Below are 17,990 nucleotides of genomic sequence, written 5' to 3'. Positions count from 1 at the left end.
TCGTCCAATACCTTTGATATTACCAACATAATAACTGTCTTGGCTACCTAAGTATCCTGGATGCTCTGTTTCAATTTCTCCATGGGCCTCTTTTTCTTCCTTAGCCTTTTCTAGAGCTGTTATCTGTTCTTCTGTTAAAATGATACCATCCTGAGCTACTTTTGCTTCTAATGCCTTTAACCTCTTTTTAAAATTTTCAAGATCGTTTCTTTGCCACACTGATCTTATTCCACTTGCAGAGATGAGAATTCCTCTCTTTTTCAGTTCGTTTGCTGCTCTTTCTTGTCCGTATGCTGGAAACTCTATTGCTATTTCAACTACTGCTTTTTCTATATCCTCCGACACTCTATTTGCATACAATGGCTTGCTTTTGCTTATCTCGTGTAAAGCCTCTTCTCCTCCTGTTTCATACAGTTCTTTGAAGCGGTAAATGTATCCCTTGAATATCCCATTACTTTACACGCCTGTGATACATTTCCTAATTGCTTTGCAAGTTCTAGCAATCCCAACTTTGGTTTTAGTATTTTTTCTTGTGTTGTATTCATATCTGACACTCCTTTAAAACTTGTCTATATTTTTATCTTACTTTGTTTGCTTGTCAGATCAAGTCTAGACTATTACACCTTATGCAAACGACACTTATTTGCGTGAACTTCATCGTTTAGATTGCGCTCAATTGCTCTTAGCTCTTCTTGCTTTTGTGAAACTATGTATTCTATTACTTCGTCATTTTTTGTGATAAATTCAGCATATTTTTCTAGTAATTTTGCATCTAATTTATCTGTTTTTGCAAAGTGGTTGCAGGCTTTTGCAAATGCATATACCCGATTTGGGTGAGCTCTGTGAACAGCTATGTTATATTCCCGTAACAACTTTATGACAAGTTTTCATAACCACCTGTTGATTCTACTACACATAACCTAACAAATACGTTAACTATTTTTGACTTTATAAACTCAGATATAGCTCTTTCTACATTTTCTATACGCTGATGTTTATTGTTAATTGAGATATCAAGTGTTTCTTTTGAAACATCAATACCAATGAAAACTGTTCTAGCCATTTTTGTACCTATAAATATAATCAAATAATAATGTAAATGTTGTACAGGATTGTGATTCGATCTTTTTGATCCCCCTACCGTTCGTACTCCATTTTTTAAAGCAAGGAGTGTACTGAGATGCCTACGATTTCTATCAATCAATCCAATTGACAGTATCACTCCTTGCTCATTATAGCCTTGCGGCTTTGATTTAATATACAATCCAGCCTTTTCGTCATCAAAAACATTGTAAAGTGTTTAGCTGGATTCCAGTGTCAAGCACTGACCATTTGCTGTTTTTACTCATAACTACCTTGTCTGGACGAATACGAAAACAAGTAGCTAATTATCGCATAAAAAAAAGAAGATGTAGAATATCTTCTTTTTTGTGATTAAAGATATATTAAATCTTGATTGTGTATTTCCTCTGCTATAAGCGATAATTTTTCGCTCTCATCAAAGAGACTTTTTGCGCTAGCTGCTAATTTCTCACTAATTTGTGGTAGACATTGTCATAATATACTCCTTAAATTTTTAAAATATATTTATGTTGGTATACAAGTATCAATATTACATTAATATAATAACTTTTTAGGCATGAGTGACAAGCTGAAGTGGTTTTTAATTACTCAAAAAACAGAAACGTTTCTATTTCCTACACTTTCTAAAACCATAGGTACCAGTTGGTTTTTAGCTAAAGTAAAGATCAAGTATCTGGAATTCTGGACATAAAATCCTCCTGTGTAAAAAAGAGTTAGAAAAAATGTAGTGCACATACGACAGATATACACTGAAGAATACATTTTTTAATAAGTTTGATTAAAAAGTCTGCAGACTAAAGATAGATTTTGAGCTCTTAAAATATCTCTATTTGTAATTATAATGAGATTGAAAATATGCGGAAGTAATTTTTATATGTTAACGGCTCACCCAACCTAATTAATCACTTGCAACCAGTGTCACATGTTGGAATTAGACCATCTAAAAACGGCTTCTCATGATAATTAAGCTTGGTCATATGAGAAAATTAAAGAGATCTTCAATCACATTTAAACAGCGCTTCAGCAAACTCTTTGCCAGTAAATTCCCTCAGGTCTTCTATACTTTCACCAATTCCTATAGCGTGTAATTTCACCTTATAAGCTTCTGCAAGCCCAATCACTACTCCACCTTTGGCAGTACCATCTAGCTTTGTTACAATTAACCCGGTAACACCAACCATTTTACTAAAGGCCTCTAATTGGCTATAAGCATTTTGGCCAGTAGTTGCATCAAGAACTAAAATAACATCATGAGGAGCAGTATCATCCAATTTCTTTATCGTTCTATGTATTTTTGACAGCTCTTGCATGAGATTTACATTGTTTTGTAGCCTTCCTGCTGTATCAATTAAAACAACATCAACGCTATCTTTTATCGCTTGATTTACAGCTCTATATGCCACACTTGCAGAATCGCTACCGTGCTCTCCAGTAACAATAGAGCAATCAGAACGTTCTGCCCAAATATTTAATTGCTCACTCGCAGCAGCTCTGAATGTGTCGCACGCAACAAGCATAACGGATTTTCCTTTTTCCTTATATTTATAGGCAAGTTTACCTATAGTTGTAGTTTTTCCATTACCATTCACTCCGCATACCATTATTATGTGTGGTTTTTTATTCAAAATGAGCGGCTGCACAACAGGGTTTAATATTGTTTCTATTTCGCTCATTAACTGCTGTGTGATAATGTTATGTTCAACTTCTGATTCAAATTTGATACTTGCGAGCTTATCAATAAGCAATCTAGAAGTTTTATGACCTATATCCATGCTAATCAGCAGCTCTTCCAGATCATCTAAAAGCGACTGATCTAATTTTTTTTTGCCAGAAAAAATATTTTTTACTCCATCACTAAAACGGGAGGAGGTTTTTAATAGTCCTTGATAAAGATTACTGAATAAACTCAAGAAATACTCCTTCTAAAATTACCATATAAAGAATGACATGCACTATATGTATTTGTAAAGTAAATACACTCGTAACCTATATATTTTGTGAGTAAAATGTACCGCTTGCTAGTGTATTTTACTTTAGTTTTTAACCTAAATATGTTATAATGTAAGTAATGGTTTACGGGTAATCTATGAGTTATAATGAGAAAATTTTAGATCATTACGAAAATCCAAGGAATGTTGGTTCTCTGGATAAAAATGATCCAAATGTTGGTACTGGTCTAGTTGGTGCACCATCATGCGGAGATGTAATGAAACTGCAAATAAAGGTCAACGATAAAGGTGTTATTGAAGACGCAAAATTTAAAACTTTTGGTTGTGGTTCTGCTATAGCTTCAAGTTCTTTGCTTACAGAAATGATCAAAGGAAAAACTATTGAGGATGTAACAAAGATAAAGAATACTCAAATAGTGGAAGAATTGTCTTTGCCGCCAGTAAAGATACACTGTTCAGTACTTGCTGAGGATGCTATAAAAGCTGCTATTCATGATTATCAAAATAAACAAAAACATTGAGGAATATGAGTGAATTTCAAGGAGTAAATTCTGTTAAAAAACCTATCACTCTAACTGCAAATGCAGTAGAGAGGGTAAGGTTTTTATTGGACAAAAAGAAGCATGCTAACCTTGAAGAAGCAATAGGAATAAGAGTTCTAATTAAGCAAAAAGGATGCTCTGGTTTAAAATATGATATTGAATATGCATATGATGTTCGTCCTTTGGAGTCGGTAATTGAAGAAAGCTGCAGTGATGATCAAAAAGTCAAGGTGCTGATCGATCCAAAATCTATCATGTTTATCCTTGGCTCTGAAATGGATTATGTAGAGGAAAAATTCTCATCAGGTTTTATTTTCAAAAATCCTAATGAGAAAGGAAAATGTGGTTGTGGAGAGAGTTTTCATGTCTAGCAACCATTTCACATTATTTGGAATTGAACCGGCTTTTAACATCAGCTTTGATGAGCTGGAGAAAAAATATATTGAGCTAAGCAAAACTGATATAAATGAAAGAGAGTCCAAAAATATGGAAAATATCAACAAAGCTTATCAGGTACTGAAGTCACCGCTAAGGCGTGCCGAACATTTGTTGGATCTTTTTGACGTACAAAGCAAAAAAGAGCATCTTGATCCTGAAATATTAAATGAATCAATGGAAATAAGAGAATACTTTCTAGACTGCGATGATTTACAATTTGCAAGTAGGATGATTGATGAAAAGGTAAAAGATTGTACTAAAAACCTAATTAATGCTTTTGCTACAAAAAATTTTGATGAAGCTGCTAAACAAGTTTTTAGATTGAGATATTTATATAAGTCATTTGAGGAGATGAAGGAAAATGCGGCCAGTTCAAATTTCTGAACCAAGTTCAAATGAGGTAGTTTTTGGTATAGATCTTGGAACTACTAACTCTTTAATTGCCATGGTAAATAAAGCTGGCAATGTAGAAATATTTAAAGATGAGCAAGGTCGTGAACTATTACCTTCTGTCATTTCATATGAAAAGGATGTACTAAAAGTAGGCTACGATGTTGGCGAAAACGCTATCTGCTCTGTAAAACGCTTAATGGGTAAAAGTGTTAAAGACTTGCATAAAGAAAATATCAGTTGTGAAATAGACAACGAAAGTGAAAAAATCATTAGAGTAAAATGCTCAGAGGAAAAGTATCTTACTCCTATTGAAATCTCTGCTGAGATATTAAAAGCTCTATGTGAGAGGGTAAAAAAATTCACAGGTATGAAAGTTAACAAAGCAGTGATTACTGTACCAGCTTATTTTGATGATTCAGCACGTAACGCAACCAAATATGCAGCAAAATTAGCTGGCATAGATGTTCTTCGCCTCATTAATGAACCAACCGCTGCAGCACTTTCTTACTCCATTGAAAAGAACAATAACAGTGGCATATATGCAGTTTATGACCTCGGTGGTGGAACATTTGACATTTCAATATTAAAATTACATCAAGGAGTGTTTCAAGTTCTTGCAGTTGGTGGTGATACTAAACTTGGCGGTGATGATTTTGATCATCTGCTTAGTTTAATCGTGCTTGAAAAGTATAGAGAACAGGTAGGTTTAAATAAAAAATGCTCTAGTGTCATCCCAGTGCTCCGACACTGGGATCCAGAAAGTTTGATTGCAAGTGAACACACCAGAAAGTTATATAATAAGAACTGGATTCCAGTGTCAAGCACTGGAATGACACCATCTGATACAACTACCTACAAATTACAACATTCATACACTAAAACTGGTATCTGCAATATACGTGCTATAAAAGAGTACCTAAGTGAAGATACCTCTGGCACTTTTGAATTCAGCATCAATGGTGAATTATTTAAGTGCAAAATTACCAAAGAAGAATTCGAGCAAGCAATCAATCCTTTGGTTAATAAGACTATAAATATAGTTACTCGTACTATAAGCAACATAGATCTTAAAATCGATGATATAAAAGGGGTAATTTTAGTTGGTGGCGCAACTAGAGTGCCATTAGTGCAAAATTCACTAATCAAACTCTTTGGCAATAAAGTGCTGAATGATGTGGATCCGGACAAAGCAGTTGCCAATGGGGCAGCTTTGCAGGCTCATTATTTAACTTCAAACTCAAAAGATAGGAATATTCTCCTTGATGTGCTGCCTTTATCACTTGGCATAGAAACTATGGGGGGAATAGTTGAAAAAATTATACCAAGAAATACACCACTACCAGTTTCAGAAATAAAAGAGTTTACAACTTACGCTAACGGGCAAACAGCAATGAAAATTCACGTTTGTCAAGGAGAACGTGAAATGATAAAAGATAATAAATCTCTAGCACGATTTGAACTCAAAGGTATACCACAATTGCCTGCAGGTTCTGCAAAAGTTGAAATAGGATTTACAGTTAGCATTGATGGAATATTGACTGTCACTGCAAGAGAAAAAACTACTGGAGTCGAACAGACAGTTGAAATAAATTCAAGCTCTGGCTTAAGTGAAGAAGATATTCAAGATATGGTCAATCAGTCAGTAAGTAACTTTGATGAAGACATGAAGGCTCGTTCCCTTGCAGAGGCTAAAATTAACGGTAACAAGCTCATACATCTAGTTGAAAATGTTTCCACTGAGCAAAAGTTAAAAATTTTACTACAGAACGCAAAAGACGCTTTACAGGAAAATGACTTAGACAACATTAATAATGCTATCTCTGAGTTAGAAAACTCTGCTTTAGAATTATGCGAATCAGCAGATAGATAGAGTTCATAAAACTTTGTGAAGTACCCTGTCAAATCTCAGAGCAATAGGTAACCTAAAATCAAACGGCAACCAATCAACTTTGCCTAATTTAAACGATAAACCAACCATGCTTACGCGCCCAACTATATTTTCAGTTGGTATTAACCCAATTTCAGAAAACCTGCTATCAAAAGAATTATTTCTATTGTCTCCCATAACAAAAAATTGATCATCAGGCACATAATAAACTGGAGTATTGTATGATAACTTATTAGAAAGATTATCTATTAGAATTTCATGCTCCTTGCCGCTCGGGAGTGTTTCGATGTATCTTGCTATATTACGCTTTGACTCATAATCAAAAAAATTTTCAATTTGTCTTCGCTTTACTTTCTGATCATTTAAATATAACTCCCCCTCTATCATTTGCACTTTATCGCCCGGTATTCCTATTACCCGCTTAACAAATCTAATGCTGTCATTTCTTGTAGGCTTGAAAACTATTATATCACCACGCTCCGGAGGGGTATAAAAGATTCTACCGCTAAAGATGTTTGGAGAAAATGGAAAAGAGTGTTTACTATAACCATATGAATATTTACTAGTAAAAATATAATCTCCCTCAAGTAGAGTGCTTTTCATTGAACCAGAAGGAATATGAAATGGCTCAAATAAAAAACTACGTATTGATAGCGCAATTAGTAGCAAAAAAAACAGTGAAGATAAAAACTTTCTCGTTCTTGCTATCCGGTTCTCTCTCAATTCTTTCAATTTTATTTTCTTTATAAATTTAAGCTTATCATAACACATAAAAGTGGTAATGTGAAATTTTACTCATGGGTGTTATTGCTCTTTTTCGAAAGTCGAAATAAGCTCTCAAGTAATTGACAGTGATTGATAACCAATAGACATCATTTGCTATGCAATATTGTATAAATCACAATGCTAGTTTTACTGAAAATTATACTATTTTAGATATAATTATAATATTTAAACTTAAGGTATAGGGATGAACCCTACAATTAGAAAGGTTTTTTGTATTCTACTTATAGTATTATTTATTTCTTTTTCTCATGTTGGAAGTGCTGCTAACTCTAATGACGATACAACTGCTCAAGTAATATGTAATATTATTGGCTACGTTTGGGGAATAGGTGGACCGCTTATGACCGTAGTGATAATAGGAGCAGCTTTACTTGCAATATTTGGTAGAATGCCGTGGCCCGCTCTTTTCGCCCTCGGTGTATTTGCGCTGTGTTTTTTGGCGCTAAAACTATTGTCATAAAAGTAATGGGTGGTATAAACTCTACAAATGCCTCTTTTATGGAAGAATGTGGAACGGGAGATAAAAAAAAGAGTCAATAGGGCTATTGCTTTCTAAAGCAGACTTGGTGCACAGCTTCAACTATATCTTCCACTTGTGGTAATGCTTTCTTTTCTAGGTTTGCAGCATAAGGTAAGGGGACATCCTTGCCGGTTACCCTTACGACCGGAGCGTCAAGGTAGTCAAATCCTTGTTCCATAACCATGGCTGAGAGTTCTGCTCCTATTCCTGCAAATGGCCAACCCTCTTCTATGCTTACTAATCTATTGGTCTTCTTAATAGAGTTAATAACTGTTTCAGTGTCAAGTGGTCTTAAGGTTCTGAGGTCGATAACTTCAGCTTCTATTCCTTCACTAGAGAGTAAATCTGCTGCATTTAACGCATCCATTAGTTTCAATGAAAAAGCAGTGATAGTTACATCCTTTCCTTCCCGTATAACAGCAGCTTTGCCTATCTCAAGTAGATAATCTTTATTTGATAGCTCAGAATCAGGAATCTCATGTTCATGCCCATAAGCGATCTCGTTTTCTAGAAATATTACTGGATTAGGATCACGAATTGCAGCTTTAAGCAGACCTCTACAATCAGAGGCAAAGTAAGGTGCTATTACTTTCAAACCTGGAACATGCGAATACCAAGATGCAAAGCACTGAGAATGTTGTGCGGCAACTCTTGCTGCAGCTCCATTTGGTCCGCGAAATACTATAGGGCATCCAAGTTGTCCACCAGACATATAATTTGTTTTTGCTGCGGAATTCACAATTTGGTCGATAGCTTGCATAGAAAAATTAAAAGTCATAAACTCCACTATTGGCCTAAGTCCAGCAAATGCTGCTCCAACAGCAAGACCAGCAAATCCATGTTCAGTAATGGGTGTATCAACTACCCTATTTTCTCCGAACTCTTTTAGTAATCCTTTCGTTACTTTATAAGCACCATCATACTCTGCAACTTCTTCACCCATGATAAATATATCAGGGTCATTTTGCATTTCTTCTCTGATCGCTGTGCATAAAGCTTCTCTTACACTTAAGATTGCCATTTGTAAACCTGTAGATTTCAACTGAAATAACTATATCAAAATTACCAGGAAGCGCACAAGTTAAGTTTTACAAGCATCATGTTGCATTGAGCATTGAATACTTACTTCTTTTAATTCAGTAGGTTGCGGTGATAGTGCGTATGTAACTCCACCGACTATCAATGAAGACATCACAGAAGTTGCAATCATCAATAGAATTGGTAATTGGAAGGCTATACTAAAGGCAACACCTACTGTCAACATGATTGCAAAGTTTACAGAAGCAATTTTTAAGAAAGACAGTTGTCCTTTTTCTGTTTTTTCTAGTAATACTTTATTTGCTTTGGTTTTGCTTAATTCACTATTAAGTGTTGTATTCTCGTTTTCCAGATCTTTTATTTTTTGCTTTAGTGATTGATTCTCTTTACTGAGCTTATCAACTATTTCTAACCGAGTCTCATGTCCAGCTACGTCACTCTTTGATTTTTCTAGTTCTTTCTCAACATGTTTTAATTCTTTACCTGGCTTTTCTAACTTCCGAATTTGGCTATCTTTCAACTGAACTTGAGTTTGCAGGCTTTCTAAAGTTTGGTTATCAACTTCATTAGCTGCCCCGTCGTAATTTATTTCGGAGTAGGAAGAAGTATCAAACGTAGTTTCAAGTGCTAAACCGGTTGTCGTCACTACTAACTCTTTCACCAATGGGAGTCTGTTTACCACTAATGTAACACTTCCTATTTGCGGTGACTCAAATTTTTCTACCATATTCTTAACACCAGCATGTAAGTATTGCTCACTTACTATACTGTCACTACTTCCACACGTAACAGGAGCCTGTGCACCACTACGTATGGTATCATATTGTTTCACAGAATTTATAACATCTGCTGGTGCAGCAGTTTTTTTCTCATGCTTTGTACAAAAATTTTGTTCTGCTTCCTTTAACATTTTTACTATAGCTTCTTTATTTTCTATATTACCAACCACCTCCCTTGGAGTCTTATTTTTGCTTTTTAATGAAGGATTAACTCGATCATCACTTAGTAGTTGTTTTACCATGCTTTCATGTCCACAAGAAGCAGCAATATGCAAAGCAGTTAGCCCATCATTTTTAGAGCCATCTTTTACTCGAGCGCTAACACTTGCTTTCTTTTTTAGTAAAAGTTCCACTATTAACATATTGTTGCATGCTGTAGCAAGATATAACAACGTCCAATCTTCTGCAGCTTCTTCTGAAATTTTTATACTAAATTGATGTTCTTTACTAAAATTTTTACTAAACTTGTTGTACTCTCCTTCATCTTTTCCTTTTAACTCATTCTTTATTTTTTCAAGTAAATTATCTTCATCCAAATCGCTACTTTCACTTACCTCATTTATTATTTCAAAAAACTTCTCCTTCTCTATTGCCATAACCTTTCCCTCTCAATTTATTTTTATCACTGCATAATCTCACAAAAAAGTTAAATTTATCAAAATTCTATATTTTATATAAAATAAAATTTCCTGTTTCCAAAAATTGGTAAGCATGTTTTTGATGAGATTGTAGAAAACATACTTTTATGACACCATTTGTTGTACGAACTAACTTGGCGAAAACAGATGTTCATATAGTTGTGTGGCAAAATGTTTTGCACTAGTTATGCTACTTCGTTTTCCATAACAGTTGAAAAAATTAGTAGCAAGTTGTTGTGAGTTTATGTATTTTGAGGCTGTAATGGTCAAAGGTACATGAAGTATGATCAGAGTTAAAGGTGCAAGAGAGCATAATTTGCAGGGTATTGATGTCAATATACCAAAAAATAAGTTAGTTGTTATAACTGGACTAAGTGGTTCTGGTAAGTCTAGCCTTGCATTCGATACGATTTATGCAGAAGGCCAACGCCGATACGTCGAAAGTCTATTGGCTTATGCACGTCAATTTCTTAATATTCAAGATAAACCAGATGTTGAGTCAATCACAGGCCTCTCTCCTGCAATATCAATTAATCAAAAGTCGATCTCAAAAAATCCAAGATCAACTGTTGGAACCGTTACTGAAATTTACGATTATGTACGTTTGATGTATGCACGAGTGGGAATACCTTATTCGCCTGTAACTGGGTTGCCAATAACGAAACAGGCTGTATCTCAAATTGTAGATACTATTATAGCATTACCTTTAGAAACTAAAATATATATACTTGCTCCTATTGTGCGTGGCAGAAAAGGAGAGCACTTCAAAGAGATGTTGGAAATTAAAAAGCAGGGTTACGTGAGACTAAAAATAGATGGTGAAACATACAATATAGATGACTTGCCTAAACTCGACAAAAACAAGAAACATGATATTTTTGTTATTGCAGATAGAATCTCCATGTCAGATGATATAGGAAATCGACTACCAGGCAGTATAGAATCAGCATTGAGGCTGGGCCATGGCTTAATGTATGCAGAAATAGTGAACTTACCTGATAACCACAATTCCGAGTATAAAAATGGTCAAACTTTAACTTTCTCAGAGAATTTTGCATGTCCTGAGTCTGGCTTTACTCTTGAAGAAATAGAGCCAAGATTGTTTTCTTTTAACAGCCCCTACGGTGCATGCAGTTCATGCAGTGGGCTCGGTAAAAAACTAAGTGTTGATGCAAAGCTAATAGTGCCAGACGAAACGCTCTCGATATCTGAAGGTGCTTTAAAGCCAATTGGATCAATGTTCCGTCAAGTGCATACAAACTATGGATTGCTAAAAAATGCAATTCTATCACTGGCTGAAAATTGCAAATTTAGCCTTGATGTTCCGTGGAAGAATATAGACCAAAAAGTGAAGGATTTAATACTTTTTGGCTCTAGAGAAATGAAATTTCAAGGTTTGGTCAGTATCCTAGAACGCCAGATGGATTACGATGCATCACTTATTGATAGGTATTGTTCTGTTACTGACTGCAAAGAATGTGCTGGCTATAGATTGAGAAAAGAAGCACTTACAGTGAAATTTGACGAAAAACATATAGGTGAAATATCAAGGCTCAGCATCGATGAATCCCTTAAGTGGTTTGGAAATTTATCAGACAAACTTACAGAACAACAAAGGCAAATTTCAAATAAAATATTAAACGAAATAATCAAAAGGCTGACATTTTTAAAGAATGTAGGGCTAAATTACCTTACACTTGACCGTGAATCTAGCACTCTCTCTGGTGGTGAAAGCCAGAGGATCAGGCTTGCTTCGCAAATTGGCTCTGGTTTAACAGGAGTGCTATACGTGCTTGATGAGCCCTCAATTGGCCTTCATCAATGTGATAATGATCGATTAATTACCACACTTAAAAATCTGAGAGACATGGGTAATACTGTGATTGTTGTTGAACATGATGAAGACACAATAATGGCTGCTGATTATGTGATTGATATTGGTCCTGGAGCTGGCGTGAATGGAGGAAAAATCGTTGCAGAAGGAACACCAGATCAGGTACAAAAAAATTCAGAAAGCATAACAGGACAGTATTTAAGTGGAAAGAAGGAAATTTCAATTTCAAAAAGAAGAAAGCAAACAACTCAGTTCATAAAGGTAGTTAATGCTTGTGAGAACAACTTAAAAAATATAAATGTTGAATTTCCTATAGGGAATTTTATTTGTGTTACTGGAATATCAGGAGGAGGGAAATCAAGTTTAGTGATAGAAACATTATATAAATACTCAGCACACAAGATAAATCATTCATCTGCAAGGCATGGTCAATGCGACAAAATAGAAGGCCTTGAGTATATAGATAAAATTATAGAAGTTGATCAATCGCCAATTGGTAGGACCCCAGCATCAAATCCAGCAACATATGTTGGTATGTTTACTCACATCAGAAATTGGTTTGCAGGTCTCCCAGAGTCGAAGGCACGAGGTTACAATATAGGCCGATTTTCATTTAATACCAAGGGAGGAAGATGTGAAGCTTGTAAAGGTGATGGGCATTTAAAGATCGAGATGCATTTCCTACCGGACGTTTATGTGAAATGTGAGCAATGTAGAGGACAGAGGTATAACCGAGAAACATTGGAAGTTATTTACAAGGGAAAATCAATTTCTGATGTGCTTGATATGACAATAGATCAAGCATGTGACTTTTTTGAAAATCTTCCAATGATAAAGGAAAAGTTGATTTCTTTACAGGAAGTAGGGCTTGGCTATATAACGCTTGGACAGTCGTCAACAACGTTGTCCGGGGGTGAAGCACAACGAATAAAGCTGTCTAAGGAACTATCAAAGCGATTTACCGGGAAAACATTGTATATTCTCGATGAGCCAACAATTGGGTTACATTTTGAAGATGTAAATAATTTACTGAAAATACTCCATAGGCTAGTTGATTTAGGAAATACTGTTATAGTTATTGAGCACAATTTACATGTTATAAAAACTGCTGATTACATAATAGATATTGGTCCAGAGGGTGGAGTAAAAGGTGGCGAAGTGGTTGCTGTAGGAACTCCAGAAAAAGTTGCACAGACTCCAAAAAGCGTTACAGGCAAGTATCTTAAAACATATTTATTGGATCAAGTATCGACTATTTCTTAATAATTAGGTTATGAGGAGCATTTTAAAAGGTATACCTAACATATTTAATTCATGAATCTTCTCTTATTAAAAAAAGCTACAGATCTCATATTTCCAAACGTATGCGTAAGTTGTGAACGTATAATTGATAAAAGTTATGATTTATGTAGTGAATGCAATAAAAAAATCAATTTTTTAACTAAGCATTACTGTAATGTTTGTGGTGTAGTAATTCCAGATAACATTGATACATGTGGTAAATGCATCAGTAACCCTTCACCATTTAAAGTATTAAGATCAGTTTTTGCTTATGATGAACATAGCAAAAATATGATTATAAATTTTAAATTTTTTGATAATTTAAATTATGTGAAAGTCTATGCAAAGTGGATGTACAAAGCTAACAAAGACATGTTTCAAAATGCAGAGGTCATAGTTCCCATACCGCTACATAAAATACGCTTATTTAAACGTAAATATAATCAAGCAGCATTGCTCGCGAAGGAATTAAGTAAGTTATCTAATTTATCTTATACACCATTTGCAATAAAACGTATTCGTCACACCAAACCTCAAGATGGTCTTTCACTTAAACAGCGTGAAAAAAATTTGAAAAATACTTTTAAAGTAAGTAACAGCGAAATTATCAAAAACAAAATCGTGATATTGGTTGATGATGTAGTAACAACTGGCGCAACCGCAAGGTCTTGCTCTCAGGAAATTTTAAACTCTGGTGCAAGAGAAGTGAGAGTGCTATCGCTTGCAAGAACTGTATGAAAATCAGCTTTAAGGTATAATTTTCATTTTTGAAAACTGTTTAGTGTCTTAGTACTAACTTCTGTATCATTCCTCTTAAAAAAAAGTCTAGTTATAGTGTATACGGAGTCTATAATTATAGCTCTTTTTCTAATAGTTCGAATAGCTGAATATTCTTTCTGGCTAAATTTTTTATAACAAACCAATGGTTTGATTAAAATCAGGAGAATATGGAGGCAGATATATAACTTCAGCACCGACACTTTTAACAAATTCACTTATTTTCTATGAAAAGTTGCATTATCCAAAATCACCCAGCAAAAAGCTTGAACTAGCTATTAAAAACGTCTGTATCGCAATAGCCTTCAAAAATCATAGGCGCCATAATTTTTCCCTTATTCAAAGCTGCAATCATATTTTTGAATACTCACTGCATTCAGAAAAAAATAGGTACATGCTAGTGTAATAGCACTGGATGTAATAATTGGAACAAGTAAAAAAGCCTCTATTAGTTTTCTTATAGAGCTGGCTGGTTTAATGCTGTTATTATTCAATGATGCAAAATAATTTTCACTAAGGTTGGCCATCCATTTTGCGCCAGATAAGACCCTCTCACTATTTTTTTAGATAAGTTGACTTGTATTTGCTTTCCCATGTTTATAATTATGCTAATAATAAATATGATAAGATCAATATAAATTTTTTACTTCCGTGTTTTTTCTATTGTTGTTTATAATGACTATAGTTACATCACATATTTCTTTCAATTAAATGGATCAGTTATTTATTACAAATCACTGACTTTTTTAATGGATTCTTTTTCTAAATAAATTCCAAAAATGTGTTTACTTTTGTTTGTAATTGTGTAGTAACTGCAACGTAAAGTTATAGGAGGTAAAGATGGATTTTGAAAATCTGAAAAAGATATTAAGTGCAATTGATAAAGATGCAAGTGTAAATAAAGATAACGTAATTAATAAAATAAAAGAGGTATTGCGAAGGGAAGATACAATAGCGTATCAAGAGTGGGAAAATAAAAATTTTAGTATAAATCATACATTCATCCAAAGTGATCCTGATGCCGAATTTACATTATTAATTGCAGCTGCAGCAGCTGGCTGTAAGGATTTAGTGAATGTTTTATTAGATAGGCATGCGGATGTTCATGTAGAAGGTGAAAATAGAGAGACTGCTTTGCATCATGCCGTTTATAGTCGATGTGTAGGTGTAGTAAATGCTCTACTAAAAAAAGGTGCTGATGTTAATGTAAAAGACAGAAGTGGTAGTACTCCTTTGCATTATGCTACTTTAAGTAACCATGTAGAGGTAGTAGATGCTCTGTTAGCTGAAGGCGCAAGTGTTCATGTAAAAGATAGAAATGGTAGTACTCCTTTTTCCACTTTATGTAAAAATTTTAAGAAGGAACATAACATAAAAGATGAGCCAGATAAGAAACATCGTAACAGTAAAACTAAAAACGAGGGTACAAGGCTGTCATCTGGCTCATCTAGAAGCTTATCTAGTAGAAGCTTGTCAGTGAGCTCTTCATTGAGTGATGTTTTTTCTCAAGAGAATAATACACCAGCCATAAGTAGCATTGCTACACAGTCTGGGATGACACCATGCAAGTGACACAATTCGAACCATGTCATTCCAGTGCTTGACAATAGTTTTTATCCAGAAGGGTCATTGAACTTCTAAAGGGGTGTCATTCCAGTACTGGAATCTAGGAATTTTTTGAGCACGCAAGTTATGCTAAGTTTTTTGTTGGTAAGAAACCAGTGTCAGCTACTCGGATGACAGGAAAAGGGCTACTCGGATGACATCCTTTTTTTCCTGGATACCAGTTGCATGACACTACTATACAGTAGATCCCAATTTCATCCCAGTCTGGGATCTTCTTTCAAAAATTCAAAACAATCTATCAAAAAGGAGGATTATTATGTCTACAATAATTTTATCATCAATTTTAAGTAAAGCGGGCAGTATTTTTGGGCCAATTGGCCAGATTGTTGGCTCAGAACTCGGTGCTCTGCTTGGTGCACAGCTTGATAATGCAATATTGGTCTTGATGCCGAGCAAAAGATAACGCATGGGGCGAGGCTGAAAAATCTGCAAGTTCAAACCTCAACTTATGGCAAAGCAATTCCAATTATCTATGGCACTGCTCGCATTGCTGGAAACATTATTTGGTCACAGCCAATAAAAGAGGAGGCGATAACCACTCAAAATAAAACAGGAAGAGGTATAAATATTACATATAACTACTATGCAACACTCGCAATTGCAATTTGCAAGGGGAAAGTAGAAAAATTAAATAGAATCTGGGCGGATATAAAATCGCTTAGTTTTGATGAAATAGATTATACTTTTTACCACGGCAGAGAAGACCAAAACCCTGATCCGTTTATGTTATCAATCGAAGGTGAGAAGAATGTACCAGCTTATAGAGGAATATCTTACATAGTCATCAAAAATTTCCCTTTGGCAGACTATAGTAATCGTGTTCCGGTGTTTACATTTGAAGTGCAAACTGCACTGAAGCTCAGTGGATTCTCAGTAGCAGAAAACATTAAAAATATCAATATCATACCAGGTTCAGGGGAGTTTGTGTATGATACGAAAATACAGAAGAAAATTGCACGAGAAAAAATAAGCAGTAGTCAATATATTCCCTATGGACCGGTACAAAGAGTAAATCACAATAATCACACAAAAAAGAGCGATGCTATGCTTTCTTTGGACCAATTGAAGGAAAGTTTACCAAATGTTGAATGGGCATCGGTAGTGGTTAATTGGTTTGCAAGCAGTTTGAATATCAAAGATTGTAAAATATATCCTGCAGTTGAATTTCAAGACGATTCTGCTATAGTGCCTGATGATTGGCAAGTGGGAAATATAACCAGGGATAATGCCCAGCTCATTTCAAAAGATAATCATGGCAATCCAAGATATGGTGGTACAGTTAGCGATGCAGCACTAATAAGATATATAGAAGAGCTGCATAGCAGAGGTTATAAGGTGATGCTCTATCCAATGCTCTTGCTTGACACAAAAAACAAAGAGTGGCGAGGAAAATTGAGCGGTACTCCTCAGGATATAAGTGATTTTTTTGAGAATCAGTATAGAAAATTCATAGAGCATTACACGAGCATTGCCAAACAAACTAAAGTGGAAGGGTTTATTATTGGTTCTGAGTTTGCTCAGCTTACCAGAGTAAAAGATGTAGAGGGTAACTATCCTGCAGTAGCAGAGCTAGTTAAAGTTGCAAAGCAAGTAAAGCTTCAGCTTGGAAAAGAAGTAAACGTAACTTACGCTGCCGATTGGAGTGAGTATCATTCATATGATGTGTAATAGTCTAGACTTGATCTGACAAGCAAACAAAGTAAGATAAAAATATAGACAAGTTTTAAAGGAGTGTCAGATATGAATACAACACAAGAAAAAATACTAAAACCAAAGTTGGGATTGCTAGAACTTGCAAAGCAATTAGGAAATGTATCACAGGCGTGTAAAGTAATGGGATATTCAAGGGATACATTTACCGCTTCAAAGAACTGTATGAAACAGGAGGAGAAGAGGCTTTACACGAGATAAGCAAAAGCAAGCCATTGTATGCAAATAGAGTGTCGGAGGATATAGAAAAAGCAGTAGTTGAAATAGCAATAGAGTTTCCAGCATACGGACAAGAAAGAGCAGCAAACGAACTGAAAAAGAGAGGAATTCTCATCTCTGCAAGTGGAATAAGATCAGTGTGGCAAAGAAACGATCTTGAAAATTTTAAAAAGAGGTTAAAGGCATTAGAAGCAAAAGTAGCTCAGGATGGTATCATTTTAACAGAAGAACAGATAACAGCTCTAGAAAAGGCTAAGGAAGAAAAAGAGGCCCATGGAGAAATTGAAACAGAGCATCCAGGATACTTAGGTAGCCAAGACAGTTATTATGTTGGTAATATCAAAGGTATTGGACGAATTTACCAGCAAACCTTTGTTGATACCTATTCCAGAGTTGCTTTTGCTAAGCTTTACACAGAAAGGACTGCTATCACAGCTGCAGATCTTCTTAATGATAGGGTAGTACCGTTCTTTGATGAACAGAAAGTAT

13 protein-coding genes and 5 pseudogenes are annotated in these 17,990 nt (G+C 35.0%); 11 read left to right on the top strand and 7 right to left on the bottom strand.

All coding sequences use genetic code 11. The features are described 5' to 3' along the window. The 3 genes and pseudogenes from OUY_RS01805 to ftsY form a co-directional block, all read right to left on the bottom strand. Positions 1-545: pseudogene (locus OUY_RS01805) on the bottom strand (helix-turn-helix domain-containing protein); the annotation flags it as partial. 75 nt (positions 546-620) lie between these two features. Next, a pseudogene (locus OUY_RS06855) lies at positions 621-1,063 on the bottom strand (IS110 family transposase); the annotation flags it as partial. A 1,018-nt stretch (positions 1,064-2,081) separates the two neighbouring features. Beyond that, positions 2,082-2,993 (bottom strand): signal recognition particle-docking protein FtsY, encoded by a 912-nt coding sequence (gene ftsY / locus OUY_RS01790; RefSeq protein ID WP_019236959.1) that lies wholly within the window; start codon positions 2,991-2,993, stop codon positions 2,082-2,084. A 176-nt stretch (positions 2,994-3,169) separates the two neighbouring features. On the opposite strand from ftsY, the gene iscU reads away from it, so the two are divergent. Genes iscU through OUY_RS01770 form a run of 4 tightly spaced genes read left to right on the top strand, consistent with a single transcriptional unit; the run spans position 3,170 to position 6,275 of the window. Next, entirely contained in the window at positions 3,170-3,553 is a 384-nt protein-coding gene (gene iscU / locus OUY_RS01785) for a Fe-S cluster assembly scaffold IscU (RefSeq protein WP_006012607.1), read from the top strand. A 5-nt stretch (positions 3,554-3,558) separates the two neighbouring features. Next, positions 3,559-3,945, top strand: coding sequence for a HesB/IscA family protein (locus tag OUY_RS01780; RefSeq protein WP_006012614.1), 387 nt, complete (start codon positions 3,559-3,561; stop codon positions 3,943-3,945). Next, entirely contained in the window at positions 3,938-4,396 is a 459-nt protein-coding gene (locus tag OUY_RS01775) for an iron-sulfur cluster co-chaperone HscB C-terminal domain-containing protein (RefSeq protein WP_139686533.1), read from the top strand. Before OUY_RS01780 ends, OUY_RS01775 begins: the two co-directional genes overlap by 8 nt. Beyond that, positions 4,374-6,275 carry an Hsp70 family protein gene (locus OUY_RS01770; RefSeq protein ID WP_139686532.1) on the top strand — a complete coding sequence of 634 codons (1,902 nt, stop codon included), beginning with the start codon at positions 4,374-4,376 and terminating at the stop codon, positions 6,273-6,275. The genes OUY_RS01775 and OUY_RS01770 overlap by 23 nt, the downstream gene beginning before the upstream one ends. 3 nt (positions 6,276-6,278) lie before the next feature. On the opposite strand, the gene lepB is transcribed toward OUY_RS01770, so the two are convergent. Beyond that, positions 6,279-7,064: a signal peptidase I gene (gene lepB, locus OUY_RS01765; protein ID WP_064085447.1), complete on the bottom strand. Its 786-nt coding sequence runs from the start codon at positions 7,062-7,064 to the stop codon at positions 6,279-6,281. A 199-nt stretch (positions 7,065-7,263) separates the two neighbouring features. Between lepB and OUY_RS01760 the strand changes: the two are divergent. Further along, a pseudogene (locus tag OUY_RS01760) lies at positions 7,264-7,619 on the top strand (TrbC/VirB2 family protein). A gap of 2 nt (positions 7,620-7,621) precedes the next feature. On the opposite strand, the gene OUY_RS01755 reads toward OUY_RS01760, so the two are convergent. Both OUY_RS01755 and OUY_RS01750 read right to left on the bottom strand, forming a co-directional pair. Next, positions 7,622-8,620 carry a pyruvate dehydrogenase complex E1 component subunit beta gene (locus OUY_RS01755; protein ID WP_010405014.1) on the bottom strand — a complete coding sequence of 333 codons (999 nt, stop codon included), beginning with the start codon at positions 8,618-8,620 and terminating at the stop codon, positions 7,622-7,624. Between the two features lie 60 nt (positions 8,621-8,680). After that, positions 8,681-10,012, bottom strand: a complete 1,332-nt coding sequence (locus OUY_RS01750; RefSeq protein WP_139686531.1) for an ankyrin repeat domain-containing protein — start codon at positions 10,010-10,012, stop codon at positions 8,681-8,683. A 325-nt stretch (positions 10,013-10,337) separates the two neighbouring features. Here OUY_RS01750 and uvrA point away from each other — a divergent pair, with 325 nt between their 5' ends. Both uvrA and OUY_RS01740 read left to right on the top strand, forming a co-directional pair. Next, positions 10,338-13,151 (top strand): excinuclease ABC subunit UvrA, encoded by a 2,814-nt coding sequence (uvrA, locus tag OUY_RS01745; protein WP_139686530.1) that lies wholly within the window; start codon positions 10,338-10,340, stop codon positions 13,149-13,151. A 51-nt stretch (positions 13,152-13,202) separates the two neighbouring features. Further along, the gene (locus OUY_RS01740; RefSeq protein WP_139686529.1) at positions 13,203-13,907 is read left to right on the top strand and encodes a ComF family protein; all 705 of its coding nucleotides are present in this window, start codon (positions 13,203-13,205) and stop codon (positions 13,905-13,907) included. Between the two features lie 115 nt (positions 13,908-14,022). On the opposite strand, the pseudogene OUY_RS06350 reads toward OUY_RS01740, so the two are convergent. Next, positions 14,023-14,304: pseudogene (locus tag OUY_RS06350) on the bottom strand (transposase); the annotation flags it as partial. 482 nt (positions 14,305-14,786) lie between these two features. On the opposite strand from OUY_RS06350, the gene OUY_RS01730 reads away from it, so the two are divergent. The 4 genes and pseudogenes from OUY_RS01730 to OUY_RS01720 all read left to right on the top strand — a co-directional run. Next, positions 14,787-15,518 (top strand): ankyrin repeat domain-containing protein, encoded by a 732-nt coding sequence (locus tag OUY_RS01730; protein WP_139686528.1) that lies wholly within the window; start codon positions 14,787-14,789, stop codon positions 15,516-15,518. Between the two features lie 310 nt (positions 15,519-15,828). Next, positions 15,829-15,975: a hypothetical protein gene (locus OUY_RS06345; protein ID WP_246038602.1), complete on the top strand. Its 147-nt coding sequence runs from the start codon at positions 15,829-15,831 to the stop codon at positions 15,973-15,975. Positions 15,976-16,295: 320 nt separating this feature from the next. Next, entirely contained in the window at positions 16,296-17,240 is a 945-nt protein-coding gene (locus OUY_RS01725; RefSeq protein WP_246038600.1) for a baseplate megatron protein TIM-barrel domain-containing protein, read from the top strand. A gap of 72 nt (positions 17,241-17,312) precedes the next feature. Then, a pseudogene (locus OUY_RS01720) lies at positions 17,313-17,990 on the top strand (helix-turn-helix domain-containing protein); the annotation flags it as partial.

The organism is Wolbachia endosymbiont of Leptopilina clavipes (genome assembly GCF_006334525.1).
Classification (GTDB): Bacteria; Pseudomonadota; Alphaproteobacteria; order Rickettsiales; family Anaplasmataceae; genus Wolbachia.
This window is presented reverse-complemented; position numbering and strand designations above follow the sequence as displayed.

Coding starts and splice junctions, on each gene's coding strand:
- iscU (WP_006012607.1), top strand. CDS start 3,170: ATGAGTTATAATGAGAAAATTTTAGATCATTACGAAAATCCAAGGAAT.
- OUY_RS01780 (WP_006012614.1), top strand. CDS start 3,559: ATGAGTGAATTTCAAGGAGTAAATTCTGTTAAAAAACCTATCACTCTA.
- OUY_RS01775 (WP_139686533.1), top strand. CDS start 3,938: ATGTCTAGCAACCATTTCACATTATTTGGAATTGAACCGGCTTTTAAC.
- OUY_RS01770 (WP_139686532.1), top strand. CDS start 4,374: ATGCGGCCAGTTCAAATTTCTGAACCAAGTTCAAATGAGGTAGTTTTT.
- lepB (WP_064085447.1), bottom strand. CDS start 7,064: ATGTGTTATGATAAGCTTAAATTTATAAAGAAAATAAAATTGAAAGAA.
- OUY_RS01755 (WP_010405014.1), bottom strand. CDS start 8,620: ATGGCAATCTTAAGTGTAAGAGAAGCTTTATGCACAGCGATCAGAGAA.
- OUY_RS01750 (WP_139686531.1), bottom strand. CDS start 10,012: ATGGCAATAGAGAAGGAGAAGTTTTTTGAAATAATAAATGAGGTAAGT.
- uvrA (WP_139686530.1), top strand. CDS start 10,338: ATGATCAGAGTTAAAGGTGCAAGAGAGCATAATTTGCAGGGTATTGAT.
- OUY_RS01740 (WP_139686529.1), top strand. CDS start 13,203: ATGAATCTTCTCTTATTAAAAAAAGCTACAGATCTCATATTTCCAAAC.
- OUY_RS01730 (WP_139686528.1), top strand. CDS start 14,787: ATGGATTTTGAAAATCTGAAAAAGATATTAAGTGCAATTGATAAAGAT.
- OUY_RS06345 (WP_246038602.1), top strand. CDS start 15,829: ATGTCTACAATAATTTTATCATCAATTTTAAGTAAAGCGGGCAGTATT.
- OUY_RS01725 (WP_246038600.1), top strand. CDS start 16,296: ATGTTATCAATCGAAGGTGAGAAGAATGTACCAGCTTATAGAGGAATA.